This is a genomic window from Frigidibacter sp. SD6-1, from assembly GCF_030143255.1.
GTDB lineage: Bacteria > Pseudomonadota > Alphaproteobacteria > Rhodobacterales > Rhodobacteraceae > TMP-24.
Genome location: NZ_JARJNR010000012.1, coordinates 51,402 through 73,878 on the forward strand (window position 1 = coordinate 51,402; position 22,477 = coordinate 73,878).

A 22,477-nucleotide genomic window follows, 5' to 3' on the forward strand; every position below is an offset into this window, starting at 1 on the left:
CAAGGTCTCGCAACCCGAACCTTCCCCGGAAGATCGGCGATGACCGCCTGTTGTCGGGGGCCGGCTACCTTAGTTGCAAGTCTGTGCCTGGCGGGCGTTGATCGCAACTGCTACCGAATGGCGTGCTGGCGGCTTCTTGGGCACATCTCCGTTCCCGGGGCAGAAGGAACAAACGAGACGCACAAAGATGTTGGATGAACGGGCAAAGGCAATGTTGCTCGCGCTCATGTCTGCGCCATGATGGGCGCGATCATGGCAGCTTTGTCGGAAGGGGCGCTCTGCTCTATGAGGTCGTAGCCCGCGTCCCCGGTCAACGCCCAGGTTCCCGAACTGGCCACAACTTCACAATGAGAACCAGTCTGCTTCCATTGCGTCCACTGCCTGTTGCATGCTGCAGGCAATATGATCCAACCCCCAACGTTGGACCGACTGGTTAATGTCGTGCTCCTTCTTTCTGACACCGTGCTGTGAGGAGCTACCCTTGGCGCTCCCCAGTCTTTGATGGCCTGATTGCTTGAAGTCATCCGAACCGGTCGACAGTAGCAGGCCGCCGGATGCGCATCACTCCGGCTGGTAGCCCGCGATGAGTTGGCGCAGGCCGACAAGCGCGCCTGCGGCAATTGCCGCAATGGTCACCGGGCCGGACCAGGCCAGGGTTGCAAAGGCGGTCATACCCTGGCCCAAGGAACAGCCCATGGCGACCACGCCGCCGATCCCCATCAAGGCCGCTCCGCCTACCTGTCGGCCAAGCTCGCGCGGGTCCTCGCAGGCCTCCCACCGGAACAGGCCGCGGATCGTCGAGCCGATCAGCGAGCCTGCCATCACGCCCACCACCGAGCCGACCGAGAAGGTGATCCCCCCTGCAGTCGAGGTCATCAGGAAGATCAGCGTCCGGCCGACGGGCGCGGTGAATGACGGGCCTTCGACAGTTATCTCGCCCAGGCTTTCGGCGGCAAGGTAGGTCGTTCCGACAAAGCACCAGGCGACCGCAAGGCCCGCTGCAACGCCCCAGGCGATCTGGCGTGGGCTCTGGCGAAGTCCGGCATGGGACAGGCCCCAGATCAGGAAACCCCCGGCTATGGCAACGATCACCACTGCGGGTGGCAGGCCAAGCTGGCCGAGGTCATGCACAATCCCCTGCGGCCCGGTGGCATCTGGTTGGGGAAACAGCATCACCCGAAGCGGGGCGAGTGGTCCGGACAGCGCAATGAAGCCGAAGATCCCCATGACGACCACGACGACCAGCGACCGCAGATCACCCCCGCCAAAGCGCACCAGCGCGCCGAAGCCGCAGTTGCCCGCCAGGGCCATGCCGTAGCCAAAGACCAGCCCGCCCAGTATGGACCCCAGCGCATTCCACTGGATCGCGTGATAGAAGGTGCCGCCAAGATCGATCCATCCGATCATCGCGCCTGCCTGGGTGGTCAGGATCGCGGTCGCCAGCACCACACCCCAAAGCCTGAGCCGGGTCTGGTCGCGGCCGTAGACCGCCGATTCCAGCGCCCCGAGCGTGCAGAAATCCCCCAACCGCGCCGCAAGGCCCAGGACAAACCCGCCCGCCAGACCGACGAATGCCGCGAGCACCCCGATCGGAACCGATTCCAGCATCTGCGCCTCCCTTCGGCCTCTCAGCCGCGCTCTGCCAAATATAGCCGCGCCAGGACCTCGATCATCTCGGTGACCTTCGGATCCAACAGCGAATAGTAGATCGCCTGCCCCTCGCGCCGGGCGCTGACCAGACCCTCCAGCCGCAGCCGCGCAAGTTGCTGGCTGACGATAGCCTGACGCGCGGACAGAAGGTTTTCAAGCTCGGTCACACTTTTCGGTCCGGTCCGAAGGTGACACAGGATAGTGAGCCGCCCGTCATGGCCCATGGCCTTGAGGAGCGTCGAGGCCTGTTCGGCAGCCGAAATCAGGTCGGAAAGATCGCAGCCATCTACCGGGCCATCCTGTCCGTTCTGTTTCTGGAAGTCGTCACCTGCCAATGCGTCTGCCCCGGTTTCACCTGACTCCGTTATTGCGTGCGCCCGACGCAAAGGGCAACCCAACTTACTTCTCTTGCCTGCGATTGTCCGGGCAAAGCGGCGCGGCTGCCTCAGTTCTTCCTTGCGTCGGCGATCAATCCGGCCAAGAGAGGCCAGAAGAAATCCTCGCTTACATAGCCCTCGATCCGGCCGGATTCCATCCCGTCCTCGACCAGCACGAAGGTCGGCGTGAGAACTGGGGGCGAGACAACTGTCAGCCCCTCGGGTAGGGCGGCGCGCAACTGCAGGCGGCGCAGTGGGGCGGCTTTCCCCTCGGCAGTAAGCGGATACTCGGGCGCGATCTCTTCGTTCCACGCCGCGCAATAGATGCAACCGGGCTGTTCGAACATCAGCAATTGCAAATCGCCAGCCGTCACGTCGGCAGGGGTCAGCGCCAATACCGTCAAGGCAAGTCGACCGGGATACGCCACGTTGACAGTCCTATAGAAACATAGAACTATCGTAATCTACCTTTGCCCTTCCGGCAAGGCAGCGCTTTCCTCAGGAGGAGGGGCAATGCTGGATATTTCCTTTGGCGGTGCAGCCCTTGCCGGCCTCTTGTCGTTCCTTTCGCCCTGCATCCTGCCGATGGTGCCGTTCTACCTGTCCTATATGGCGGGCCTAACGGTGCGCGAACTTCGCGACGGCGGCACGATCGCCCCCGGTGCGCGTGGGCGGCTGGTGGTGCAGGCGCTGGCTTTCGCGCTTGGAGTGACAACGATCTTCGTCCTCCTTGGCCTTGGCGCCACCGCCCTGGGGCGTGGCTTTGCGCAGTGGAAGGAACCGCTGTCCTACGTTGCCGCCGCGATCCTCATCATGTTCGGCCTGCATTTCCTTGGCGTCTTCCGCATCGGGTTCCTCTACCGCGAGGCGCGGGTGGACTCGACCGCCAACCCCCGCACCCTCGTCGGCGCCTACGTCATGGGCCTTGCCTTCGGGTTCGGTTGGACTCCCTGCGTCGGACCGGCGCTGGCCGCGATCCTGATGGTCGCGTCGGGCATGGGCGACCTCTGGCGCGGCGGGGCGCTCCTGCTGGTCTACGGCCTGTCGATGACCCTGCCCTTCGTGCTTGCTGCCCTCTTCGCAGGGCCTTTCCTCTCGTGGGTCGCCCGGCACCGCGCGCTGGTGCGGTATGTCGAGAAAGCGATGGGCGTAATGCTCATTCTCTTCGGCATCTTAATCGCCACCAATACAGTCAACCTCATCGCTGACTGGATGATCCGCGCCTTCGACTGGTCCGCAACCGTGACCTGAAAGGACACCCCATGCTGCGCCGACTGTTCCTGATTGCTGCCGCCACTCTGGCCCTGCCGGCCTTTGCCGTCGAACTCGGCGATGATGGGTTGCACAAGCCCACCTGGCTACGCGAGACCTTCAAGGACCTGCGCGAGGACCTGGTCGAGGCTAATGCCGAGGGCAAGCGCCTGCTGCTCAGCTACGAGCAGCGTGGCTGCATCTACTGCACCGAGATGCACGAGAAGATCTTCACCGACCCCGCAATCGACAAGCTGATCCGCGATCACTACTTCGTCGTGCAGCTGAACCTCTTCGGCGATGTCGAAGTGACAGACTTCGACGGCACCACGCTGTCCGAGAAGGAAATGGCGATGCGCTGGGGCGTAATGTTCACACCAACACTGATCTTCCTGCCGGAAGACGTGGGCGAGGGGGTTTCGGCCCCCGACGCGGCCGTGGCGATGATGCCGGGGGCTTTCGGCAAGGTTACGACAGAAGCACTGCTGATCTGGGTGCGCGACCACGGTTACGAGGGTGGCGAGAATTTCCAGAAATTCGTTGCAGAACAGTCGATTAAAGAAACTGACCAGTGACTTCGAACACCTAGCAACATATGTATATAGGTTTCCTACTATATTTTTCTTGCCCGACGCCCGATTCCCTCGCATAGTCGCAGTCGGACGAATACGGGGAGGATAGGATGAGACGCCAGTTAGGCTTGGTGACAGTGGTCGCGCTGTCGCTGGCAACACCAGCTCTGACCGAAACCGCACCGAAAGACGTGGTCTTCGATGGCGGCAAGGTCGAAGCGTCCCTGACCGGCGCGCCGGGTGATCCCGCAAACGGGGTCAAGGTGATGACCACGAACGCGCTTGGCAACTGTGTGGCCTGCCACACCATTGCCGCGCTGCCCGACGTGCAGTTTCCGGGCAATATCGCGCCACCGCTTGACGGCGTCGCCAGCCGCTGGACCGAGGCGGAACTGCGCGGCATCGTCACGAACGCGAAGATGACCTTCGATGGCAGCTTCATGCCGGCCTTCTACAAGACCGAAGGCTTTGTCCGGCCCGGCGGAGGCTACAGCGGCAAGGCGCCGGAGGGCGACCTGCCGCCGATCCTGAACGCCCAGCAGATCGAAGATGTGGTGGCCTACCTCCTCACCCTCAAAGAATGACGGGCCAACGGCCCCCCACTGACAGGAGAACCCCGTGACCCTTACCAGACGAAAGGCGCTCACTCTCGGCGTCGGCGGCATTGCCTTCGCCGCGATCCCCGGTCTTTCCGCCGCCGCGACTGTCGAGGAGCTGACCGCCGCCTTCACCGCCGGCGCCGCGCCCGCGATGGATGGCATCACCCTGACCACCCCGGAAATCGCCGAGAACGGCAACACCGTACCTGTCTCGGTCGATGCGCCCGGCGCGGTCGCCATCATGCTGATGGCTTCGGGCAACCCAGAACCGGCCGTCGCCACCTTCACCTTCGGCCCCGCCGCCGGTCGCCAGTTCGCCGCCACGCGCATTCGCCTGGCCAAGACCCAGGACGTGATCGCGCTGGCCAAAATGGCCGACGGCTCGATCAAGCAGGCGCAATCCACCGTCAAGGTCACCATCGGCGGCTGCGGCGGCTGAGACATCAAGAGGAAACACCATGGTCGAAGAAGTCAAACCTCGGGTGAAAGTCCCCAAGTCTGCAGCCGCAGGTGAAGTCGTCACCATCAAGGCCCTGATCTCGCACACGATGGAGTCCGGTCAGCGCAAGAACAAGGACGGCAACCTGATCCCGCGCAGGATCATCAACCGCTTCACCTGCGACCTGAACGGCATGAACGTGATCGACGTCGCCATCGATCCGGCCGTCTCCACCAACCCGTATTTCGAATTCGACGCCAAAGTCGATGCAGCGGGCGAGTTCAAGTTCACCTGGTATGATGACGACGGCTCTGTCTACGAAGACAAGAAGCCGATCGCGGTCGGCTAACGGTCGGGCCACGGGGAGGAGAAAGCCATGCACCGTAAAGCCACATCATTGGTCGCCCTGACCTTCGGCCTCGCCCTCGCGGGCGCGGTTGCGGCCGATCCGGTCGACGACACGCTGGTCGTCGAAACCGAAGACGGGACCATCGAAATGCGGACCAAGGCGCCCGCGCCGGACCATCTTAAGGATGTGATGGAGTTCGTCTATTCCGGCTGGCACTACCGCGAGGATGAAACCCGCGATCTGCAGCGCGACGATTTCGACAATCCCGGGATGGTCTACGTGGACCGCGGGCTCGATCTCTGGAACTCGGCCATCGGCACGGGCGGCGAAAGCTGTGCGGGCTGCCACCAGGGGCCGGAAACCATGGCGGGCCTCCGCGCAGTCACCCCGCGCGTCGATGAGAAGACCGGCGCGCTGATGACGGTCGAGAACTACATCGACGCCTGCGTGACCCAGCGGATGGGCCTTGAGGCCTGGGGTTGGACCGGCAACGAGATGAAGGACATGCTTGCCCTCATCTCGATGCAGTCGCGCGGCCAGACGGTCGACGTCAAGATCGACGGCGCCGCCGCCCCGTTCTGGGAAAAGGGCAAGGAAATCTACTACACCCGCTTCGGGCAGCTGGAGATGTCCTGCGCCTCTTGCCATGAGGATAACCAGGGCAATTTCATCCGCGCCGACCACCTGAGCCAGGGCCAGATCAACGGCTTCCCGGTTTACCGGCTCAAGGACGCGGGCATCCTGTCCGCCCAGCAGCGCTTTGTCGGCTGCGTCCGTGACACCCGGGCGGAAACCTTCAAGCCCAACTCGGACGAGTTCAAGGCGCTGGAGCTTTACGTCGCCTCGCGCGGCAACGGGCTGATGGTCGAAGGCGTCTCGGTCCGCCACTGACATCCGGGACGGGCGCCCAGACGGGCGCCCCCCGTTCACTGAAAGATCAGGCGTGGACCCTCTCCCGACGTGCTTGGCGCGGACGGGTTGCCATGCCCTATGACAAGGAGCAGGGGATGATCACCCGGCGCGAATTCCTGCAAGCCTCACTCGCCGCATCGGCCATCTACGGTGTGTCCGGCTTCGGCAACTGGTCCCGGCTGGCCGCCCAGCAGGCGCTGACCCAGGACCAGCTGTTGCAGTTCGACGATTTCGGCAACGTCACGCTGATCCACATCACCGACATCCACGCCCAGCTGAAGCCGATCTGGTTCCGCGAGCCGGAATGGAACATTGGCGTGGGCGAGGCGAAGGGCCAGCCGCCGCATGTCGTGGGCAAGGCCTTCCAGGAAATGTTCAAGATCGCCCCTAGCTCGCCCGAAGCCTATGCCCTGACCTACGAGGATTTCGCCGCCCTTGGAAAGGCTTACGGCCGGATGGGCGGGATGGATCGGGTCGCGACCGTAGTAAAGGCGATCCGCGCCGCACGGCCTGACTCGCTGCTTCTGGATGGCGGCGACACCTGGCATGGCTCGATGACGAGCCTTTTGACCAAGGGCCAGGACGTCGTGAACGTGATGAATGCCCTCGGCGTCGAGGCGATGACCTCGCACTGGGAATGGACGCTTGGCACCGAGCGGGTGAAGGAGATCGTCGACAGCCTGCCCTTCCCCTTCCTCGGCGCCAACATCTTCGACGCCGAATGGGATGAACCCGCGTTCGAGCCCTACAAGATCTTCGAAAAGGCCGGCCTCCGCATTGCCGTCATCGGCCAGGCCTTCCCCTACATGCCGATTGCCAACCCGAAGTGGATGTTCCCCGAATACTCCTTCGGCATCCGCGAGGAGCGGATGCAGGAAGTCGTGGACGAGGTCCGCGCCGAGGGTGTCGATCTGGTCGTCTGCCTGTCGCACAACGGCTTTGACGTCGACAAGAAGATGGCATCCCGCGTCACCGGCATCGACGTGATCCTGACTGGCCACACCCACGACGCGATCCCCGAACCCGTGCTCGTCGGCCAGACCATCCTCATCGCCAGCGGAAGCCACGGCAAGTTCGTCAGCCGCGTCGATCTGGACGTGCAGGGCGGCAAGATGATGGGCTTCCGCCACAAGCTGATCCCGATCTTCTCGGACGTGATCACCCCCGACGCGGACATGGCCGCGCTCATCGACGCCGAACGCGCGCCCTTCAAGGCGCAGCTTGAGGAGAAGATCGGCACGACCGAAAGCCTCCTCTACCGCCGCGGCAACTTCCAGGGCACCTGGGACGACCTGATCTGCAACGCAGTCCGGTCCGAGCGCGACACCCAGATCGCGCTGTCCCCCGGCGTCCGCTGGGGCGCCTCGCTTCTGCCCGGCGACCCGATCACGCGCGAGGACATCCACAACGTCACCTCGATGACCTACGGCCAGGTCTATCGCACCGAGATGACCGGCGAGACGCTGAAGACGGTCCTCGAAGACGTGGCCGACAACATCTTCAACCCCGACCCCTACTACCAGCAGGGCGGCGACATGGTCCGCATCGGCGGCATGGGCTTTTCCTGCGACGTGTCAAAGGACATCGGTAACCGGATCAGCGAGATGGTGCTTCTGGACACGGGCGAGGCAATCGATCCCGCCAAGTCCTACACCGTCGGCGGCTGGGCTTCGGTCAACGAAGGCACCGAAGGCCCGCAGATCTGGGACGTCGTCGAAGCGCATATCAAGAAGCTCGGCACAGTCCGGCTTGAACCCAACTCCTCGGTCAAAGCGACCGGGATCTGAACAGGAGCGTTCGCCAGATGACCGACGAACCCACACGCCGCGCCTTCCTTGCGGGCACCGCAGCCGCAGGCGCAGGCCTTGTCGCAACCGCCGCGACGGCCCAGACGGCCGACCCCCTGATCACCGAGGTCCAGGAATGGGCCTCGGTCTTCGGCGACGCGGTCGATGCCACGCCTTACGGGATGCCGATCGAGTTCGAATCCCACGTCGTCCGCCGCAATGTCGAATGGCTGACCGAAAGCACCGCGTCCTCGATCAACTTCACGCCTATCCACGCGCTGGAAGGCACGATCACCCCGCAGGGCTGCGCGTTCGAGCGCCACCATTCCGGCGCGATCAAGCTGTCCAAGCAGGACTACCGATTGATGATCAACGGCCTCGTGGACCGCGAACTGGTGTTCACCTACGAAGACCTCCTCCGCTTCCCGCGCCAGATTTCCATCGCCTTCTGCGAATGTGCTGCGAACGGCGGAATGGAATGGGGCGGCGCGCAGCTGGAGGGCTGCCAGTTCACTCAAGGCATGATCCACAACATGGAATACACTGGGGTCATGCTGCGCGACCTCCTCGCCGAGGCGGGGGTCAAGCCGGAAGGCAAGTGGATCTATGTCGAAGGGGCGGATGCCTCGTCGAACGGCCGTTCGATCCCGCTGGAAAAGGCGCTGGACGACGTGATGGTCGCCTTCTTCGCCAATGGCGAGGCGCTGCGCAAGGAACACGGCTATCCGGTCCGCCTGGTCGTTCCGGGCTGGGAAGGCAACATGTGGGTCAAGTGGCTGCGCCGGATCGGGGTCTATGACCAAGCCGTCGAAGGCCGCGAGGAGACCTCGAAATACACCGACCTGATGCCTGATGGCCGGGCGCGGAAGTGGACGTGGGTGATGGACGCGAAATCCGTCATCACTTCGCCCTCGCCGCAGGCCCCGATCCGCCACGGCAAGGGTCCGCTGGTCATCACTGGCCTCGCGTGGTCCGGTCACGGCAAGATCACCCGCGTCGACATATCGACCGATGGCGGCAACAGCTGGACTCCCGCCCGCATCACCGGCGAGGCGCGGCCCAAGGCGCTGACCCGCTTCCACTACGACATGAACTGGGACGGGTCCGAGATGTTCATCATGTCCCGCGCCACGGACGAGACTGGCTATGTCCAGCCGACCAAGCAGGCCCTGCGCGACATTCGCGGGCTGAACAACGTCTACCACAACAACGGCATCCAGGTCTGGTGGGTGCGCGCCGACGGAGAGGTCGAGAATGTCGAAATCGCTTGATGATATGCCGACCACCATTGCCTTGGCCGCAGCCGTTGCCGCGGCCTTCCTGCTAGGCGCCGCTGCCGCCCGTGCCGAAGGCGGGCCGCTCGGCCTTGGCCGCCCGGCACTGCCGGAGGAAATCGAGGCTTGGGATGTGGCCGTCCTGCCCGACGGCCAGGGCCTTCCCGTAGGCTCGGGCGACGTCGAAACCGGCGACATGGTCTTTGGCGAAAACTGCGCGTCCTGCCATGGCGACTTCGCCGAAGGCCTCGACAGCTGGCCCGTACTTGCAGGCGGCGCAGGCAGCCTAAAGGACCCGCGCCCCGTCAAGACCATCGGCAGCTACTGGCCCTATCTCTCGACCGTCTTCGATTATGTCCACCGCTCGATGCCCTTCGGCCAGGCGCAGACCCTGTCAGCGGACGACACCTATGCAATCACGGCCTTCCTTCTCTATTCGAACGGGCTCGTCGAAGACGACTTCGTCCTGACGAACGAGAATTTCACTTCGATTGTCATGCCGAATGCCGAAGGCTTCTACGTCGATGACCGGCCGGAGACGGAATATCCGCTGTTCTCTGTCGAACCCTGCATGGAGAACTGCCGGACCGCCGCGCCCGAAGTCACCAAGCGCGCCATCGAACTGAACGTGACGCCCGAGGATGAGGACGGCAAGCCTGCCGGGACCCTTCCGGTGATCTCGGCTGCCCTGACTGGTGCAACGGAAGCTCCGGCAGAGCCTGCAACCGAAACGGCGGAAGCTGCCCCGGAACCCGCCGCCGAACCCGCCACGACTGAGGTGGCCGAGGCGACCCTCGCCGAGCCGACGGCCGAAGCCGCTCCCGCTGCCACCGCCGAGGCTGCGCCCGCCGGGGCGGACCCTGCGTTGGTCGCCGCTGGCGAGACGGTTTTCAAGAAGTGCGCTGCCTGCCACAAGGTCGGCGAAAACGCGAAAAACGCGGTCGGTCCGGCGCTCAACGGAATGGTCGGCGGGCCCATGGGCCAGGCCGAAGGCTTCAAATACTCCGCCACTCTGGCCGAGATGGGGGCCGCAGGCGGGGTCTGGGATGCGCCCTCGCTGCATGCCTTCCTGGAAAACCCCAAGGGCTTCGTCAAGGGCACCAAAATGTCCTTCGCGGGCCTGAAGAAGCCCGAGGATCGCGACGCCGTCATCGCCTATCTGTCCACCTTCGGCCCCTGACGATGCGCAAGGGTCGCTCTCTCTTCGGTCTTCTCTTTGCCTTGGGGGCCTTCCCCGGGGCAGCCGAAGAGATCGGCGATGCCGACCACGGCGGCGGCGTCTTCAACAAGGAATGTGCCGCCTGCCACCGCATCGGTCCCGAAGCGCAGCACCGCGTCGGGCCGCGCCTGACCGGGATCTTCGGTCGCCGCGCCGGGTCGGAAGAGGATTTCAGCTACTCGAAGTCCATGGCACGGATGGGCGCGGACGGCCTGACCTGGACGCTAGAGACGCTTGACGCCTATATCGCCAATCCCAAGGCGCTGGTTTCAGGCACAAAGATGAACTACCGCGGCCTTGCGTCTGACGCCGACCGCGCCGACCTCATGGCCTTCCTGCGCGAGTTTTCCGACGAGCCGCAGAACATCCCCGAGGCAGAGCCGACAGCGTTGAAGACCAACCCCGACCTGTCGCCCGAAGTCCTCGCGATCAAGGGCGACCCGGCCTACGGCGAATACCTCGCCTCGGAATGCCAGACCTGCCACCAGGCCGATGGCTCGGACCAAGGGATACCGTCGATTATCGCCTGGCCACCTGAGGACTTTGTCATCGCCATGCACGCCTACAAGCAGAAGCTGCGCCCGCATCCCGTCATGCAGATGATGGCAGGCCGCCTGAACGAAGAGGAAATCGCGGCACTTGCCGCATATTTTGCAACGCTTGAATGACGAGGCGCGGGCCAACCGCGCCGGACTGCAACCCATGGGGAGGAGGACCCAATGAAGCTGAACAGACGCCTCTTTCTTGGCACCGGCATCGCCGCTAGTGCGCTTCTGACCGCCCCCACCGTCTGGGGTCAGGCCAAACCCAAGGTCGTCGTCATCGGCGGCGGCGCAGGCGGGGCCACCGCCGCGCGCTACCTCGCCAAGGACAGTCAGGGCGCGCTCGAAGTGACCCTCGTCGAGGCGAACCCGATCTACACCACCTGCTTCTTCTCGAACCTCTACCTCGGCGGCTTCCGCGAGTTCGAAAGCCTCCAGCACGGCTATGACAAGATGGCCGGCGCGGGCGTGACCGTGATCAACGACATCGCCACCGCCGTTGACCGCGCGGCAAAGACGGTGACGCTTGCCGGCGGCCAGGTCCTGCCCTACGACCGCCTCGTCCTGTCGCCCGGCATCGACTTCAAGGACGGCTCGGTCCCCGGCTGGTCCGTCGACACCCATGCCGAGATCATGCCCCACGCCTACAAGGCCGGCCCCCAGACCCAGCTTCTGAAGAAGATGGTTGAGGAAATGCCCGAAGGCGGCACCTTCGCCATGGTCGCCCCCCCGAACCCCTACCGCTGCCCGCCCGGCCCCTATGAGCGGATCAGCATGATCGCCCATGTCCTGAAGGGAAAGAACCCGACGGCCAAGATCCTGGTCCTTGACCCCAAGGACAAGTTCTCCAAGCAGGCGCTGTTCGAAGACGGCTGGCAGCGGCACTACGGCACGATGGTCGAATGGATCGGCCCCGATTTCGGTGGCGGCGCGGTCGAGGTGCGCCCCGACACGATGGAGGTCGTGATCGACGGCGAAGCCACCAAGGTCGATTGCTGCAACGTGATTCCCGGCCAGATGGCCGGCAAGATCGCGGCCCTTGCCGGGGTCACCGATGACAGCGGCTGGGCGCCGGTCGATCCCGCAACGATGAAGTCGAAGATGGACGAGAACGTTTGGGTCCTCGGCGACAGCTCGGCCCAGGGCGACATGCCGAAATCCGGCTTCTCGGCCAACAGCCAGGCCAAGGTCGCGTCCATGACCATCCGGGGCGAGCTGACCGGGTCAAAGACCTTCCCGGCGAAATACTCCAACACCTGCTGGTCGCTGCTTGCCCCCGACGACGGGGTCAAGGTCGGCGCGTCCTACGAATCCACGCCGGAAAAGATCGCATCCGTGGAAAGCTTCGTCTCGGAGGTCGGCGAGGACGCCGCACTCCGCAAGGCGACCTACGAGGAGAGCCTCGGTTGGTACGCCGGGATCACCGCCGACATGTTCGGCTGATCCCTTCCTCCCCAACTGGCGGGCGCGAGAACAGCGCACCCGTCATTCTCACGGAACTCGCCCATGCTGACCCGCCGCTTGCTTCTGACCGCCACGGCCGCCGCCGCCCTCGCCCCCCGCAGGCTTTGGGCCTCCAGCACGCTGACCCTCGGCAGCCTCCAGATCGACACGCTCTCGGACGGCAACCTGGTCCTGCCCGGCGATTTCATCCTTGGCGGGATGCCGCAGGACGAAATGCAGGCCATCGTCGCGAGATACGGGCTGTCAACTGACCAGCTCACCCCGCCCTGCAACGTGACCCTCCTGCGCGACGGAACCAACACCGTCCTCTTCGACGTGGGCGCGGGGCCGGACTTCCAGCCCTCCGCAGGCAAGCTGATGGAAGCTCTCGACACCATCGGCCTGACAATCGAGGACGTGACCCACGTCCTCTTCACCCACGGCCACCCAGACCATCTCTGGGGCCTCCTCGACGAATTCGACGAACCCGTCTTCCCGAACGCCGAATACATGATCGGCCAGGCAGAGTTCGACTACTGGACCAACCCCGACACCGTGACCACCATTGGCGAGGCGCGCGCGACCTTTGCCGTCGGCGCCGCCCGGCGACTGGGCGTGATCGCGGAAACCGTCCGCCTGTTGGCGGATGGCGAGGAACCGCTTCCCGGCATCGCCGCGCGCCTGACCCCTGGCCATACGCCGGGCCACATGGCCTTTGAAATCGCCGGTCCCACCCCGGCGATGGTGCTGGGCGACTGCATCGGCAACCATCATGTCGCCCTTGAACGCCCCGAATGGGAAAGCGGCTCGGACCAGGACAAGGCGCTCGCCGCCACGACGCGGCTGGCACTCCTCGACCGGCTCGCGACAGATGGCCACGCGATCATCGGCTACCATTTGCCCGAAGGCGGGATCGGTCGCGTCGAACGTGCCGACACCGGCTTTCGTTTCACTCACGAGGTCTAGGGTCGCCCTGCCCCAAGGCCCGCATTCAGGAGGCTGACCATGCTCAAATTCGCTTCTGCAATCCTGCTCACCCTTTGCGGCCCGGCACTGGCGCAAGAGGTCACGACCTATCCCTTTGACGGCAGCTTCGACGACGCGACTTTCGCCGTTGAGACCGCCATCGTTGGAAAAGGTCTGGTGATCGACTACCGCAGCCACGTCGGCGAAATGCTGAACCGCACCGGCGCCGATGTCGGCAGCGACGTCAAGGTTTTCGACAATGCCGACGTCTTCCTGTTCTGTTCGGCGGTCCTGTCGCGCAAAGTGATGGAGGCGGACCCGATGAACATCGCCCATTGCCCCTATGGCATCTTCGTCACCGACCGTGAGGGGCAGGTCGCCGTCGGCTACCGCCACCTGCCGGATGGCGCAATGCAGGAAGTCCAGACCCTGCTGGACGACATCGCCCGCGAGGCGGCGGGCGAATAGCCGCTTGTCGAGCACTTCGTGCACTCCTCGATCGTGCTCAAGGTTGCACTTCTGCGGCGGGCACCGCAGGGCGCGCCCCTTAAGCTGCAAGAGGCCGGACCCGGCGAGGTTCTGGCCGAGGCGTCCGTCTGGTCCGCCCGCTACCACTGCGACGCCGAGGCACTGGGGCCCGCGACGCTTGCCGCCTTGCCCGTCACCCGCTTCCGCGAAAGGCTGGCCGGGGACCCGAGGTTGGCCTAAGCCTGGGCGCGCCATCTCGCCCGCGCCGTGCAGTCAGCCCGGTTCCGCTCCGGGCTTCTGGCGCTGCGCTGCGTCACCGAGAGGCTTGATGCCTGGCTGGCCGAGGGTCACGATCTGCCGCCGCACGGCCAACTGCAGGACCTCGCCGCCGACCTCGGCGTCACGCGTGAGGCGCTCTATCGGGAACTGTCGCGGCGGCGAAAACGGGTTCACAACTCATGAATGTGCGCGGGCAAGCCATTGAATTTGCTGGACCCGAAAGCCTACCCACGCGCGGACAGCCGTGTCAGGCCAAGGCGCGTCCCTGTCGAAGCCCCCCCACCCGATCCACCAGCCAGTCCGTCACCCCCGCGCCCACCCACATGCAGAACAGGGCCAGCCAGGCGGTCGCGACGAAGATCGACCCGCCCGTGATCCCCGACCCGATGGCGCAGCCCCCGGCCAACATCGCCCCGAACCCCATCAGCGCCGCCCCGGTCATTGACCGCCGCATCTGCCCCTCACCCTCGAAGCCCTGGAACTTCAGCTCCCGCCCCGCCCAGGCCGCGACCAGAGCGCCAAGGAAGACACCGGGAACCAGACCCACATCGAACTCCAGCTTCGGATCGTCGGTCAGCAAGAACATCAGCGTGTCGGCAGAAGGCCCCGAAAAGGTGGCCGAGGTCACCGCCATCGGTTCGAAGGCCACTTGGGCCAGGCTGAAGGTCAGCGCCCAGCCCAGGGCCACCGCGAAACCCACGCCAGAAGCGAAGACCATGGTTGGAACCGTGACCCCGTTCCGCCAGACCAGAACAAAGGCCAATGCAGCAATCGCAATCCCCATCGCGAGACCCGACAGTTCCGGTAGCCCCAGCGCAGCCAGTAGATCGACATTTGTTCCGCCCGGCGTCACCCAAAGCCCCGCGAGCCAGGTCCGCAGTGGCGCCAGCCAGCCATGCAGCGACATCTGCGCGACCACGGCAAAGATCAGGCCGGAGATGACCGCCCGCAAGTTCCCCGTCGCCGCAAGCACCAGAAGCCGTCCGGAACAGCCCCGGGCCAGCACCATCCCCGCGCCGAACATCAATCCGCCAATGATCGCCCCCGACCAAGACCCGGCCACGGCCATCATCCTCGCCTCCTCCACGCGGAAAAGGCCGAGAAGCCTTGCCCCCTGAACCCAGATCAGGGCGGTCGAAAAGGCCAGAAGCCAGACCGAGACCTTCGGGCCAAGGCGACCCCGGGCGAACTCGACGGTCGCAGCCCGCAGGCAGAACTGGGACCGCTGTGCACCGACGCCAAACACGATCCCAACAAGAAGCCCCATGAGTGCAGCCAGCGCGGCCTCGTCAAGAACCTCCAGCAAGGCCAGGATATTCATGGTCCACTCCTTTCATCAAAAGCATGCGGAAATCCCCGTACGCCGCCTTGATTCAAGTCATGCTTAGCAAAGGAATGTCTGGATCTCATGGGGACGACTACCCAAGCCGAGCGCAAGGTTATGACCCACAAAGGGATCGCTTGAAGCTTTCGCCAAGTGATTCCGATCGCCCATAGAGGACCCTTCCCGCCGGCTTACGAGCGTCAGCCGATCGGGACTGAGACGGATGCATGCCAGTCTATTTGTCCGCTTTCCGCCCAAAATGCCGACTGCGACGCCCGAACCGGGAATGATGTTGGCCAATGGCCTCCAGCGACTCAGCGTCAGTGGCAAGGTTGAGTCGCGCCTCCCGATGGTCTGTGGCAGGACGTGCGCGCAGGTTGCAATGTGGATGTTGTCGGTCTGACGAACGCCGCCCACATCCGACTTGCTTGACACGCCAGTGCGAAGGCGCTTCAGCGTGGCGTATTTGTTGCCGAAGGCGGCAAGGAACTGGAACTGGAATTCCGCTCGGTCAAAGGGCTGTTCGGCCAGTTCGGAAACGGCCTGTTCGATCTCGACAGCGTTCATTCGCCGCGCCACGGGTTGATCACGTCTATCCCACAGCCCTCAAAGTCACGCGTGTTGCGCGTGACGACCGGCATTCCGGTCGCCCGCGCAATAGATGCGATCTGGCAGTCCGCGTCCGCGATCGGCCGGCCCGCCGCACCGCGCATCGACGCGATATCCGCATAGGTCTTGGCCGCATCGCTGTCGAACGGCAAAATGCGCCCCTCGAAATCCTCGGCAATCGTTGCGTCTAGCGCGGCCTTGAGGCCTTCGCGCCGCTGGCCTGCGGGAAGGATGGCGATGCCGGTGCGCAGCTCGGCCTCGGTCACGGCAGAGAGGTAAAGGGTGGAGGGGTCTTGGGTGGAGAACCAGTTGAGGACAGAGGGGGCTGGGGCGGCCCGCATCAGCTCGGAAATGACGTTGGTGTCGATCAGGAACATGAGTCACTCGAAATTCGGCGTCGGTCTCATCTCGCTGCGCTTCGGCTGGGGAAGATCGATGCCGCCAACTTCTGCAAACCGCGCGTGGATGGACTGACCCAGATCGCGCAGCGGTGCAGGCCGCGTGACCACCTGGCGCAGGATTTCCCGCGCCTCTTCTTCCATCGACCGCCCATGCTCGGCCGCCCGCACGCGCAGGCGGCGCTTCACGTCGTCGTCAAGATTTCTGATGGTGATGCTGCCCATGCGTGCCTCCCTTTGCTTCTTGCAAGTTAGGCAATGCTTGCACTGCAATCAAGCGATGCTTGGATTTGACGACAGCAGCCTTGTCCAGCTGACGCATCCGGCGCTGCAGTCTGCGCTCGACGCCAAGAGCGACAGCAATCGCGGGCAGCAGCACGGCAACGAGTACACCCGCCACCGCATGTGAAGGTGGTACTGGCCGTGCTGATGAACACCGGCCTCGATCCGTCTGACGCGCTGAACCTGCGGCGCGACCAGATCGATGGCGAAACGATCTGGGGCGTGCGGGGCAAGACGGGCGTCGATGTCGCCATTCCCATCGGCCTGACCCTGCATGCGGCCCTGAAACAGGCACCGCAGCACGATGCGCCCGCCCTGCTGGCAAACTCACGCGGCGAGCAATGGACCGACAACGGCTTCTCGACTGTCTGGCACCGCTTCAAGACGGGGTTGGAGGCCGAGGGGCTGATCCAGCCCGGCCCAACCCTCAAGGGCCTCCGGCACACCGTTGCGACCACTCTGCGAGAGGCGGGGCTGGATGAACGCCGCATTGCCGACCTGCCGGGGCAGAAAACCCTGTCCATGGCGCGGCACTATTCGCGCTCTGCCAACCTTGCGGCCAAGAACCGCGCGACGATGGCGACTCTCGAAACCGAGAACGCGCGGCGGGCTCGTATTGTCAAACCTGCTGCCAAAAGCGTCAAACCCGAACCGAAAGGGAAATCGGCATGAGAAGAAAATGTAGCGATTTCAGGGATTTAAGTGGTGCCCAGAGCCGGAATCGAACCAGCGACACGCGGATTTTCAATCCGCTGCTCTACCAACTGAGCTATCTGGGCACCGGGTCCGGGCATTGCCGTCCGGGGTGGCGCGGTCTTAGCCGGGCGGGCGGGGGCTGTCCAGAGGGTTTGGCGAAAAATCTCGGTGCGTCAGTGCTTCGGCGGCGGGTGCCTGGCGTCAGGCGGGACGGCCTCGTCCTCGACCGCCTCGCCGGGGATGACATAGGATCCGCTCAGCCAGCGGCCAAGGTCGATGTCGGCGCAGCGCTTGGAACAGAAGGGCCGGTATTTCGCATCGCTGTCCTTCTGGCAGACCGGGCAGCTCATGCCGTTCCCCGCGTCAGATCGGCCAGCGCGATCCGGTCGCGCTTGCGCTGGATTTCATAGTTTCCCAGGGGCGTCCAGCCCGCCAGAACCGTCTCGGCCGCCTCGCCCCGGAAGGCGGTCCTCAGCTGCTGGTCCAGCGCGGCGCGGTCCTTCTTCGGCATAGGCGCGAAATCGACGATGACCTGGCCGCCAAGCCCCCTCAGCCGCAATTGCCGCGGCAGGTCGCGGGCCGCCGCGATATTGGCCTTGAGGCTCGCGGCCGGCGAGGTATCCGCCCCGGTATTCACATCGACCGCCACGAAGGCGCGCGTCGGCTCGATTGCCATATGGCCGCCGCCCGACAGCGCGACGGTGGGCGTCAGCAGCGCGTCAATCGCTTCCTCGACCCCGTGAAGGGCGAACGCCCCCGGCCCGTCCGCCACCTCGTCGGGTGCCGGATCGGCCCAGTCGCGCCAGGCTTCCTCATGCGGACCCGGCGCATCGACCAGGAGTTCGGGCGCGCCGGTTCCATCCGCCATCACCGCCTCTGCCAACGCCCGCACCGCCGCAATATCTTCGGCAACCTCCTGATCTTCGACCGCTTCCGCCGCCGACCGCACGATCAGCCCGAAAGGCGACCCGTCCATGCCCGCCGCGGCCAATGACGAAAGCCGGGCGCGCTCCTCCTCGTCCTTCACCCGACGCGAGATATTCAGGCCCGGCGCCAATGGCGTCACGATCACATGGCGCGACTTGAAGAGGATCCGTGTCGTCACCGGCAGCGCCTTGCCCGCCTCGGCCCGGCCGGTCACCTGCACGAGCACCGATTGGCCGGGCGCCAGCCCGCCGGTTTCGCGCAGGAAACCCCTCTGCCCATCGGGCAGTCGCAGGAAGACGCCGCCCTGCCCCTTCATCTGCCGGTCGACCGTGCCGCGCAAGATCGCGCCCGGGCCAAACATCTCGTCCGGCGGCGCGATCAGCAGATCCTCGAGCCGCCCGTCGACCATCAGCGCCGCCGCCTCGCGGCCCTGCCATTCGCCAAGGGCAACGACCCGGCCCTTCATGCCTGCCATCCCCCGTGCAGATCGACGCCCGCCGCCATCAGCAGATGCGCCGTCTCGGCGACCGGCAGGCCCACGACCCCGGTGAAGGAGCCTTTCAGCCAGGGGATCATCGCCCCGAACCGGCCCTGAATCGCATAGGCCCCGGCCTTGCCCTGCCATTCGCCCGAGGCCAGATAGGCGTTCACTTCGCCGTCCGACAGGGCCTTGACCTTCACTTCCGTATCCACCAGCCGCTCCCATATCCGCGCGCCGCGCCGCACGGCAACAGCGGTCAGCACATGATGGCGCCGCCCGGAGAGGGCCCAGAGGAACTCGGCAGCCTCGCCCGCTGTCCCGGGCTTGCCCAGGATGCGGCGCCCGACCGCGACCGTCGTATCGGCGCACAGCACGACCTCGTCAGGCCCGGCCTCCAGCGCCAAGGCCTTCTCGCGCGCCATCCGCGCCACATAGGCGCGGGGCAATTCGCCCTTCCGGGGGCTCTCGTCTATATCGGGCGCGCGCACCGCGTCGGGTGTCAGCCCAAGCTGCGCCAGAAGCTCCCTCCGGCGCGGGCTGGCCGAGCCGAGGACAAGCCGGACCATCTTACTTGAAGCGATAGTTGATCCGCCCCTTGGTCAGGTCATAGGGCGTCATCGTCACCTGAACCTTGTCGCCCGCCAGCACGCGGATCCGGTTCTTGCGCATCTTTCCTGCCATCGTGGCGATGATCTCATGGCCGTTCTCAAGCTCGACCTTGAATGTCGCGTTGGGCAGGAGTTCACGCACGACACCGGGGAATTCGAGCTCGTCATCCTTGGCCATGGTCACTCCATAATGAATTACCCGCGGCATTGTCCGCGGGCGCGCCCTAAATGCGCCCCTTCCCCCGGTTTTTCAAGCGCGTTTCGCCCCGGGGCCCCGGATTTCCAGATTTTTTGCAGGGGCGACCTGCTCCGGCCAATGCGAGAGGTTCAGAACCCCGCCATCGGCCCGCACCGCCGCGATGGCCTCCAGCGAGACATCGGCGTAGACCCAGCCGGCCGCGCCCAGCGCGCCCTCGGCCAGAATGCCCTCGGGCGGAAAGCCCCGGTCCGGCGGCCCGTAGACCGAGGCGCGGCCGGTGTTTTCCTCCATCCCCGCGCACCAGTCGGCCATGCCCACCACCGGCGCATGGACAGAGATCATCTGCCCTTCCAGCGCTCGCGCCATAGCGCCCACCCGGACCCGCGTGAAACCCGCCAGAGTTTCGGTCGCCGAGGGCACCAGCAGGATCTCGCATCCCGCCTCGGCCAGCACCCGCGCCAGCAGGGGAAATTCGCTGTCATAACAGATCGATATGCCGATCCGCCCGATGGGCGTTTCAAAAAGGCGCAGGCCCTCCCCCGGCGCCATCCGCCAGGGATCGCGCTCCCAGCGCGTCATCATCGCCTTGTCCTGATGGCCCAGAATGCCCTCGGGGCCGTAAAAGGTCGCGCGGTTCACCGGCCGGCCGCCCGGCGCGCCCGGATCGAAGACCGGCCCCGACCCGCCCAGGATATGGACCCCATGTTCCGCCGCCAGCCGCACATGCACCACGTCCGCCGCCGCCCGGTGGCGCGCGACCTCGTGCAGCGCCCCCTCCTGATCGGCCGCCACCGCCGCGCCCCCCAGCGAAGCGAGCTCCATCGCGCCATATTCGGGAAAGACCAAAAGGTCCGCCCCCGCGCCGGCCGCCTCCGCAACCCAGGCCGAAAGCTTCGCCTCGTAATCCGCGAACCGGTCGAACCAGGACAGGGGATAGGCCGCCGCCGCAATCTTCATTCCGCTTTCCCTCTTCCGTTTCCAAATATCCTCGGGGGAGCGCGAGGGGGCAGACAGCCCCCTCGCCCGTCCCCTCACAAGGCGCGGAACCAGACCTGCAACTCCTTGCGCGTCTCTTCCGCCGCGCCGATGTCACGCCAGCCATATTCGGCAAAGACGCCGGGCAGCGGCGCATAGCCCCGGCCCTGCCAGAACGCGTCGTTCGTGCGGAATGTGGCGGGCCGCATCGGATGATCCCCGGGCCGCTTCACCGAACAGAACGCCATGTATGTCCGCCCCAGAGCCCGCGCCTTCGCCTCGCGCGCATCGAAGAAGGCATGCCCGATCCCCCGGCCGCGATACTCCGGCAAGAGCACGGATTCCGCGCAGTAATAGACCTCCTCCAGCCGGTAGCCCAGCGCCAGAAGCGGCGCCCCCAGTTCCTCGGCATGATCCTCCATCGGTGCCGCCGTCGACACGCCCACCAGCCGCGTGCCGTCAAAAGCGCCGACGACCAGGCTGCCCTGGCTCTCCAGATAGGCGGCGAGGTACTTGCGCTCATAGTCCAGATCGCCGTCATAGAGGTAGGGCCAGTCGCGGAAGACCGTGATCCTCAGCCGCGCCACATCGTCCAGCGCCGCGGCAAAAGCCTCCCGGGTCAGGACATGGACCTCGGTGCTCATGACACCTGCCGGATCCAGTCGGCGAGGTTGTAATAGGTCGTCACCCGGGTGATCAGCCCGTCCTTCAGCGTGAAGAACCCGCCTGCAGGCAGGACATATCTCTGCCCGCGCGCCTCCGGCAGGCCCGGATCGGTCTTCAGATAGGTGCCGTTCACGGTGAATTCAGCCGCGCCGCGCGTGCCGTCGTCGTTGGCGAAGATCACCATGTCGGTCAGGGTCTCGCGATAGGTCTCGCTCATGTGGCGGCAGAAGTCGGCGAAGGCCGCCTTGCCCAGCCGCGCCGCGCCCTCGTTCACATGATGGGTGAAATCCTCGTGCAGGCAGGCGAGCATACCCTCGATGTCGCCCCGGTTGAACGCCTCGTAATAGCGCGCGATCGTCGTCCGGCTCATGGGCCCTCCCCGGCATGTCCGCGCTCCGGCACGGCGGCGCCGAAGCTGTCAGCCATGCCTAGCGCGGCCGTCCCCGGCCGGGCAAGACCGGGCAAGACCCCTTGCCGGAGATTTGCGACAAACCGGCGCTGCCGCCTCAGTTCGCGGGGCAGGCGCAATCCTGCACCATTCCACGCGCCGTCGTGTCGATCGGCAGCAGGCGGAACGGTCCGATCCGGTACACTTCCTCCAGATAGCTGTCGGTCGCGCCATCCGACCCGATCAGCTCGACCGGCGTCTGAACCTTCTCGACCGTCGCCGCCAGCGGCTCGCCCTGGTTCAGCCAGCCCGCATCCAGCACCATCTGGCCGTCCCTGAACTGCCAGCTGCCCGTGTAGGGCCGCTTGGCATAGTCGAACTGGAAGGTGCCGTCCTTCCCGATCCGGAAGAAGCCGCGCGCGATCACCGCATCCTCGCCCTGATCGTCCTTGCCCATCACCTCGGCCCAGTTCACGACATAGGCGTCCTGGCCCTCGCAGATCGCTGGGCGCGCAACGGCCGCCAGCGAGGACAGGTCCCATTTCTCCTCATAGATCGCGTCCATGACCGCCTCCTCGCTGGTCAGGGGTTCGCTCTTTTCCAGATCATAGCGCACGCGGCGCTCGCTCTGCTGGTCTTCCTCGTTGCCGCTGTCGTCGTTGTTGTCGCCCGGTGCGAGGAACGGATCGCACAGGGCGACCTCGGTCGGTGCCTGGCCATTGGCCAGCGCCGCTGGCCCCATGGCCACCGAAATCAGGATGAAAAGTCCGGGATTGAATCGCATCTGAAGCCCCACT

32 protein-coding genes and 1 tRNA gene are annotated in these 22,477 nt (G+C 65.1%); 17 read left to right on the plus strand and 16 right to left on the minus strand.

Features of this window, described 5'->3' with window-relative positions; genetic code table 11:
* Nucleotides 1-561: 561 nt before the first annotated feature.
* From P0645_RS17545 to P0645_RS17555, 3 genes are all read right to left on the minus strand, one after another.
* Nucleotides 562-1,608: a YeeE/YedE family protein gene (locus tag P0645_RS17545; protein WP_284165852.1), complete on the minus strand. Its 1,047-nt coding sequence runs from the start codon at nt 1,606-1,608 to the stop codon at nt 562-564.
* Between the two features lie 20 nt (nt 1,609-1,628).
* Complete coding sequence (locus tag P0645_RS17550; RefSeq protein ID WP_284165853.1) at nt 1,629-1,985, minus strand: ArsR/SmtB family transcription factor; 357 nt, start codon at nt 1,983-1,985, stop codon at nt 1,629-1,631.
* A gap of 110 nt (nt 1,986-2,095) precedes the next feature.
* The gene (locus P0645_RS17555; RefSeq protein ID WP_284165854.1) at nt 2,096-2,455 is read right to left on the minus strand and encodes a thioredoxin fold domain-containing protein; all 360 of its coding nucleotides are present in this window, start codon (nt 2,453-2,455) and stop codon (nt 2,096-2,098) included.
* An 85-nt stretch (nt 2,456-2,540) separates the two neighbouring features.
* Between P0645_RS17555 and P0645_RS17560 the strand changes: the two genes are divergently transcribed.
* The 15 genes from P0645_RS17560 (at nt 2,541) to P0645_RS17630 (ending at nt 14,310) form a co-directional block, all read left to right on the plus strand.
* Nucleotides 2,541-3,278, plus strand: a complete 738-nt coding sequence (locus P0645_RS17560; RefSeq protein WP_284165855.1) for a cytochrome c biogenesis CcdA family protein — start codon at nt 2,541-2,543, stop codon at nt 3,276-3,278.
* An 11-nt stretch (nt 3,279-3,289) separates the two neighbouring features.
* Nucleotides 3,290-3,853, plus strand: coding sequence for a SoxW family protein (locus P0645_RS17565; RefSeq protein ID WP_502855219.1), 564 nt, complete (start codon nt 3,290-3,292; stop codon nt 3,851-3,853).
* Nucleotides 3,854-3,960: 107 nt separating this feature from the next.
* On the plus strand, nt 3,961-4,434 hold the full coding sequence (soxX, locus tag P0645_RS17570) for a sulfur oxidation c-type cytochrome SoxX (protein ID WP_284165856.1): 474 nt from the start codon (nt 3,961-3,963) through the stop codon (nt 4,432-4,434).
* 34 nt (nt 4,435-4,468) lie between these two features.
* Nucleotides 4,469-4,888 carry a thiosulfate oxidation carrier protein SoxY gene (soxY, locus tag P0645_RS17575; protein WP_284165857.1) on the plus strand — a complete coding sequence of 140 codons (420 nt, stop codon included), beginning with the start codon at nt 4,469-4,471 and terminating at the stop codon, nt 4,886-4,888.
* Between the two features lie 19 nt (nt 4,889-4,907).
* Entirely contained in the window at nt 4,908-5,237 is a 330-nt protein-coding gene (gene soxZ / locus P0645_RS17580) for a thiosulfate oxidation carrier complex protein SoxZ (protein WP_284165858.1), read from the plus strand.
* A gap of 27 nt (nt 5,238-5,264) precedes the next feature.
* On the plus strand, nt 5,265-6,128 hold the full coding sequence (gene soxA / locus P0645_RS17585; protein ID WP_284165859.1) for a sulfur oxidation c-type cytochrome SoxA: 864 nt from the start codon (nt 5,265-5,267) through the stop codon (nt 6,126-6,128).
* A gap of 116 nt (nt 6,129-6,244) precedes the next feature.
* Nucleotides 6,245-7,936 (plus strand): thiosulfohydrolase SoxB, encoded by a 1,692-nt coding sequence (gene soxB, locus P0645_RS17590; RefSeq protein ID WP_284165889.1) that lies wholly within the window; start codon nt 6,245-6,247, stop codon nt 7,934-7,936.
* A gap of 17 nt (nt 7,937-7,953) precedes the next feature.
* Nucleotides 7,954-9,207 (plus strand): sulfite dehydrogenase, encoded by a 1,254-nt coding sequence (gene soxC / locus P0645_RS17595; RefSeq protein ID WP_284165860.1) that lies wholly within the window; start codon nt 7,954-7,956, stop codon nt 9,205-9,207.
* Nucleotides 9,191-10,390: a c-type cytochrome gene (locus P0645_RS17600; protein ID WP_284165861.1), complete on the plus strand. Its 1,200-nt coding sequence runs from the start codon at nt 9,191-9,193 to the stop codon at nt 10,388-10,390. The genes soxC and P0645_RS17600 overlap by 17 nt, the downstream gene beginning before the upstream one ends.
* Nucleotides 10,391-10,392: 2 nt before the next feature.
* Nucleotides 10,393-11,097 (plus strand): c-type cytochrome, encoded by a 705-nt coding sequence (locus P0645_RS17605; protein WP_284165862.1) that lies wholly within the window; start codon nt 10,393-10,395, stop codon nt 11,095-11,097.
* Between the two features lie 51 nt (nt 11,098-11,148).
* Nucleotides 11,149-12,414 (plus strand): NAD(P)/FAD-dependent oxidoreductase, encoded by a 1,266-nt coding sequence (locus P0645_RS17610; RefSeq protein WP_284165863.1) that lies wholly within the window; start codon nt 11,149-11,151, stop codon nt 12,412-12,414.
* 63 nt (nt 12,415-12,477) lie between these two features.
* Complete coding sequence (locus P0645_RS17615; RefSeq protein ID WP_284165864.1) at nt 12,478-13,380, plus strand: MBL fold metallo-hydrolase; 903 nt, start codon at nt 12,478-12,480, stop codon at nt 13,378-13,380.
* Between the two features lie 39 nt (nt 13,381-13,419).
* Nucleotides 13,420-13,848 carry a DUF302 domain-containing protein gene (locus P0645_RS17620; protein WP_284165865.1) on the plus strand — a complete coding sequence of 143 codons (429 nt, stop codon included), beginning with the start codon at nt 13,420-13,422 and terminating at the stop codon, nt 13,846-13,848.
* Between the two features lie 18 nt (nt 13,849-13,866).
* Nucleotides 13,867-14,088 (plus strand): cyclic nucleotide-binding domain-containing protein, encoded by a 222-nt coding sequence (locus tag P0645_RS17625; RefSeq protein ID WP_284165866.1) that lies wholly within the window; start codon nt 13,867-13,869, stop codon nt 14,086-14,088.
* Nucleotides 14,089-14,115: 27 nt separating this feature from the next.
* Nucleotides 14,116-14,310: a cyclic nucleotide-binding domain-containing protein gene (locus P0645_RS17630; RefSeq protein WP_284165867.1), complete on the plus strand. Its 195-nt coding sequence runs from the start codon at nt 14,116-14,118 to the stop codon at nt 14,308-14,310.
* A gap of 64 nt (nt 14,311-14,374) precedes the next feature.
* Here P0645_RS17630 and P0645_RS17635 read toward each other — a convergent pair whose 3' ends face one another.
* The 4 genes from P0645_RS17635 to P0645_RS17650 all read right to left on the minus strand — a co-directional run bounded on the left by P0645_RS17635 (nt 14,375) and on the right by P0645_RS17650 (nt 16,683).
* Entirely contained in the window at nt 14,375-15,448 is a 1,074-nt protein-coding gene (locus P0645_RS17635; RefSeq protein WP_284165868.1) for a YeeE/YedE family protein, read from the minus strand.
* A 63-nt stretch (nt 15,449-15,511) separates the two neighbouring features.
* The gene (locus P0645_RS17640) at nt 15,512-16,018 is read right to left on the minus strand and encodes a type IIL restriction-modification enzyme MmeI (RefSeq protein WP_284165869.1); all 507 of its coding nucleotides are present in this window, start codon (nt 16,016-16,018) and stop codon (nt 15,512-15,514) included.
* The gene (locus P0645_RS17645) at nt 16,015-16,437 is read right to left on the minus strand and encodes a type II toxin-antitoxin system VapC family toxin (protein ID WP_284165870.1); all 423 of its coding nucleotides are present in this window, start codon (nt 16,435-16,437) and stop codon (nt 16,015-16,017) included. The genes P0645_RS17640 and P0645_RS17645 overlap by 4 nt, the downstream gene beginning before the upstream one ends.
* Before the next feature lie 3 nt (nt 16,438-16,440).
* A complete protein-coding gene (locus P0645_RS17650; protein WP_284165871.1) occupies nt 16,441-16,683 on the minus strand; it encodes a FitA-like ribbon-helix-helix domain-containing protein in 243 nt (80 codons plus the stop codon).
* Here P0645_RS17650 and P0645_RS17655 point away from each other — a divergent pair.
* Both P0645_RS17655 and P0645_RS17660 read left to right on the plus strand, forming a co-directional pair.
* Nucleotides 16,667-16,867 carry a hypothetical protein gene (locus tag P0645_RS17655; protein ID WP_284165872.1) on the plus strand — a complete coding sequence of 67 codons (201 nt, stop codon included), beginning with the start codon at nt 16,667-16,669 and terminating at the stop codon, nt 16,865-16,867. The genes P0645_RS17650 and P0645_RS17655 overlap by 17 nt on opposite strands.
* A 20-nt stretch (nt 16,868-16,887) precedes the next feature.
* Nucleotides 16,888-17,412, plus strand: a complete 525-nt coding sequence (locus P0645_RS17660; protein ID WP_284165890.1) for a tyrosine-type recombinase/integrase — start codon at nt 16,888-16,890, stop codon at nt 17,410-17,412.
* A 31-nt stretch (nt 17,413-17,443) separates the two neighbouring features.
* Here P0645_RS17660 and P0645_RS17665 read toward each other — a convergent pair.
* From P0645_RS17665 to P0645_RS17705, 9 genes are all read right to left on the minus strand, one after another.
* Nucleotides 17,444-17,519: transfer RNA gene (locus P0645_RS17665), tRNA-Phe, on the minus strand.
* 90 nt (nt 17,520-17,609) lie between these two features.
* On the minus strand, nt 17,610-17,786 hold the full coding sequence (locus P0645_RS17670; RefSeq protein WP_284165873.1) for a DNA gyrase inhibitor YacG: 177 nt from the start codon (nt 17,784-17,786) through the stop codon (nt 17,610-17,612).
* Nucleotides 17,783-18,829, minus strand: coding sequence for a ribonuclease E/G (locus P0645_RS17675; protein ID WP_284165874.1), 1,047 nt, complete (start codon nt 18,827-18,829; stop codon nt 17,783-17,785). The genes P0645_RS17670 and P0645_RS17675 overlap by 4 nt, the downstream gene beginning before the upstream one ends.
* Complete coding sequence (locus tag P0645_RS17680) at nt 18,826-19,410, minus strand: Maf family protein (RefSeq protein WP_284165875.1); 585 nt, start codon at nt 19,408-19,410, stop codon at nt 18,826-18,828. Before P0645_RS17680 ends, P0645_RS17675 begins: the two co-directional genes overlap by 4 nt.
* A gap of 1 nt (nt 19,411) precedes the next feature.
* Nucleotides 19,412-19,630 (minus strand): translation initiation factor IF-1, encoded by a 219-nt coding sequence (gene infA, locus P0645_RS17685; RefSeq protein ID WP_267635359.1) that lies wholly within the window; start codon nt 19,628-19,630, stop codon nt 19,412-19,414.
* 72 nt (nt 19,631-19,702) lie between these two features.
* Nucleotides 19,703-20,608, minus strand: a complete 906-nt coding sequence (locus tag P0645_RS17690; protein WP_284165876.1) for a carbon-nitrogen hydrolase family protein — start codon at nt 20,606-20,608, stop codon at nt 19,703-19,705.
* A 74-nt stretch (nt 20,609-20,682) separates the two neighbouring features.
* Entirely contained in the window at nt 20,683-21,270 is a 588-nt protein-coding gene (locus P0645_RS17695) for a GNAT family N-acetyltransferase (RefSeq protein ID WP_284165877.1), read from the minus strand.
* The gene (locus P0645_RS17700) at nt 21,267-21,662 is read right to left on the minus strand and encodes a ketosteroid isomerase-related protein (protein WP_284165878.1); all 396 of its coding nucleotides are present in this window, start codon (nt 21,660-21,662) and stop codon (nt 21,267-21,269) included. Before P0645_RS17700 ends, P0645_RS17695 begins: the two co-directional genes overlap by 4 nt.
* 136 nt (nt 21,663-21,798) lie before the next feature.
* On the minus strand, nt 21,799-22,464 hold the full coding sequence (locus tag P0645_RS17705) for a hypothetical protein (protein WP_284165879.1): 666 nt from the start codon (nt 22,462-22,464) through the stop codon (nt 21,799-21,801).
* Nucleotides 22,465-22,477 lie beyond the last annotated feature (13 nt).

What these genes read in the sequence shown, in the direction of transcription:
- P0645_RS17545 (WP_284165852.1), bottom strand. Translation starts at nt 1,608, where the DNA reads ATGCTGGAATCGGTTCCGATCGGGGTGCTCGCGGCATTCGTCGGTCTG.
- P0645_RS17560 (WP_284165855.1), top strand. Translation starts at nt 2,541, where the DNA reads ATGCTGGATATTTCCTTTGGCGGTGCAGCCCTTGCCGGCCTCTTGTCG.
- P0645_RS17565 (WP_502855219.1), top strand. Translation starts at nt 3,290, where the DNA reads ATGCTGCGCCGACTGTTCCTGATTGCTGCCGCCACTCTGGCCCTGCCG.
- soxX (WP_284165856.1), top strand. Translation starts at nt 3,961, where the DNA reads ATGAGACGCCAGTTAGGCTTGGTGACAGTGGTCGCGCTGTCGCTGGCA.
- soxZ (WP_284165858.1), top strand. Translation starts at nt 4,908, where the DNA reads ATGGTCGAAGAAGTCAAACCTCGGGTGAAAGTCCCCAAGTCTGCAGCC.
- soxA (WP_284165859.1), top strand. Translation starts at nt 5,265, where the DNA reads ATGCACCGTAAAGCCACATCATTGGTCGCCCTGACCTTCGGCCTCGCC.
- soxB (WP_284165889.1), top strand. Translation starts at nt 6,245, where the DNA reads ATGATCACCCGGCGCGAATTCCTGCAAGCCTCACTCGCCGCATCGGCC.
- soxC (WP_284165860.1), top strand. Translation starts at nt 7,954, where the DNA reads ATGACCGACGAACCCACACGCCGCGCCTTCCTTGCGGGCACCGCAGCC.
- P0645_RS17600 (WP_284165861.1), top strand. Translation starts at nt 9,191, where the DNA reads ATGTCGAAATCGCTTGATGATATGCCGACCACCATTGCCTTGGCCGCA.
- P0645_RS17605 (WP_284165862.1), top strand. Translation starts at nt 10,393, where the DNA reads ATGCGCAAGGGTCGCTCTCTCTTCGGTCTTCTCTTTGCCTTGGGGGCC.
- P0645_RS17610 (WP_284165863.1), top strand. Translation starts at nt 11,149, where the DNA reads ATGAAGCTGAACAGACGCCTCTTTCTTGGCACCGGCATCGCCGCTAGT.
- P0645_RS17615 (WP_284165864.1), top strand. Translation starts at nt 12,478, where the DNA reads ATGCTGACCCGCCGCTTGCTTCTGACCGCCACGGCCGCCGCCGCCCTC.
- P0645_RS17620 (WP_284165865.1), top strand. Translation starts at nt 13,420, where the DNA reads ATGCTCAAATTCGCTTCTGCAATCCTGCTCACCCTTTGCGGCCCGGCA.
- P0645_RS17635 (WP_284165868.1), bottom strand. Translation starts at nt 15,448, where the DNA reads ATGAATATCCTGGCCTTGCTGGAGGTTCTTGACGAGGCCGCGCTGGCT.
- P0645_RS17640 (WP_284165869.1), bottom strand. Translation starts at nt 16,018, where the DNA reads ATGAACGCTGTCGAGATCGAACAGGCCGTTTCCGAACTGGCCGAACAG.
- P0645_RS17645 (WP_284165870.1), bottom strand. Translation starts at nt 16,437, where the DNA reads ATGTTCCTGATCGACACCAACGTCATTTCCGAGCTGATGCGGGCCGCC.
- P0645_RS17655 (WP_284165872.1), top strand. Translation starts at nt 16,667, where the DNA reads ATGGTGATGCTGCCCATGCGTGCCTCCCTTTGCTTCTTGCAAGTTAGG.
- P0645_RS17650 (WP_284165871.1), bottom strand. Translation starts at nt 16,683, where the DNA reads ATGGGCAGCATCACCATCAGAAATCTTGACGACGACGTGAAGCGCCGC.
- P0645_RS17660 (WP_284165890.1), top strand. Translation starts at nt 16,888, where the DNA reads ATGAACACCGGCCTCGATCCGTCTGACGCGCTGAACCTGCGGCGCGAC.
- P0645_RS17670 (WP_284165873.1), bottom strand. Translation starts at nt 17,786, where the DNA reads ATGAGCTGCCCGGTCTGCCAGAAGGACAGCGATGCGAAATACCGGCCC.
- P0645_RS17675 (WP_284165874.1), bottom strand. Translation starts at nt 18,829, where the DNA reads ATGAAGGGCCGGGTCGTTGCCCTTGGCGAATGGCAGGGCCGCGAGGCG.
- P0645_RS17680 (WP_284165875.1), bottom strand. Translation starts at nt 19,410, where the DNA reads ATGGTCCGGCTTGTCCTCGGCTCGGCCAGCCCGCGCCGGAGGGAGCTT.
- infA (WP_267635359.1), bottom strand. Translation starts at nt 19,630, where the DNA reads ATGGCCAAGGATGACGAGCTCGAATTCCCCGGTGTCGTGCGTGAACTC.
- P0645_RS17690 (WP_284165876.1), bottom strand. Translation starts at nt 20,608, where the DNA reads ATGAAGATTGCGGCGGCGGCCTATCCCCTGTCCTGGTTCGACCGGTTC.
- P0645_RS17695 (WP_284165877.1), bottom strand. Translation starts at nt 21,270, where the DNA reads ATGAGCACCGAGGTCCATGTCCTGACCCGGGAGGCTTTTGCCGCGGCG.
- P0645_RS17700 (WP_284165878.1), bottom strand. Translation starts at nt 21,662, where the DNA reads ATGAGCCGGACGACGATCGCGCGCTATTACGAGGCGTTCAACCGGGGC.
- P0645_RS17705 (WP_284165879.1), bottom strand. Translation starts at nt 22,464, where the DNA reads ATGCGATTCAATCCCGGACTTTTCATCCTGATTTCGGTGGCCATGGGG.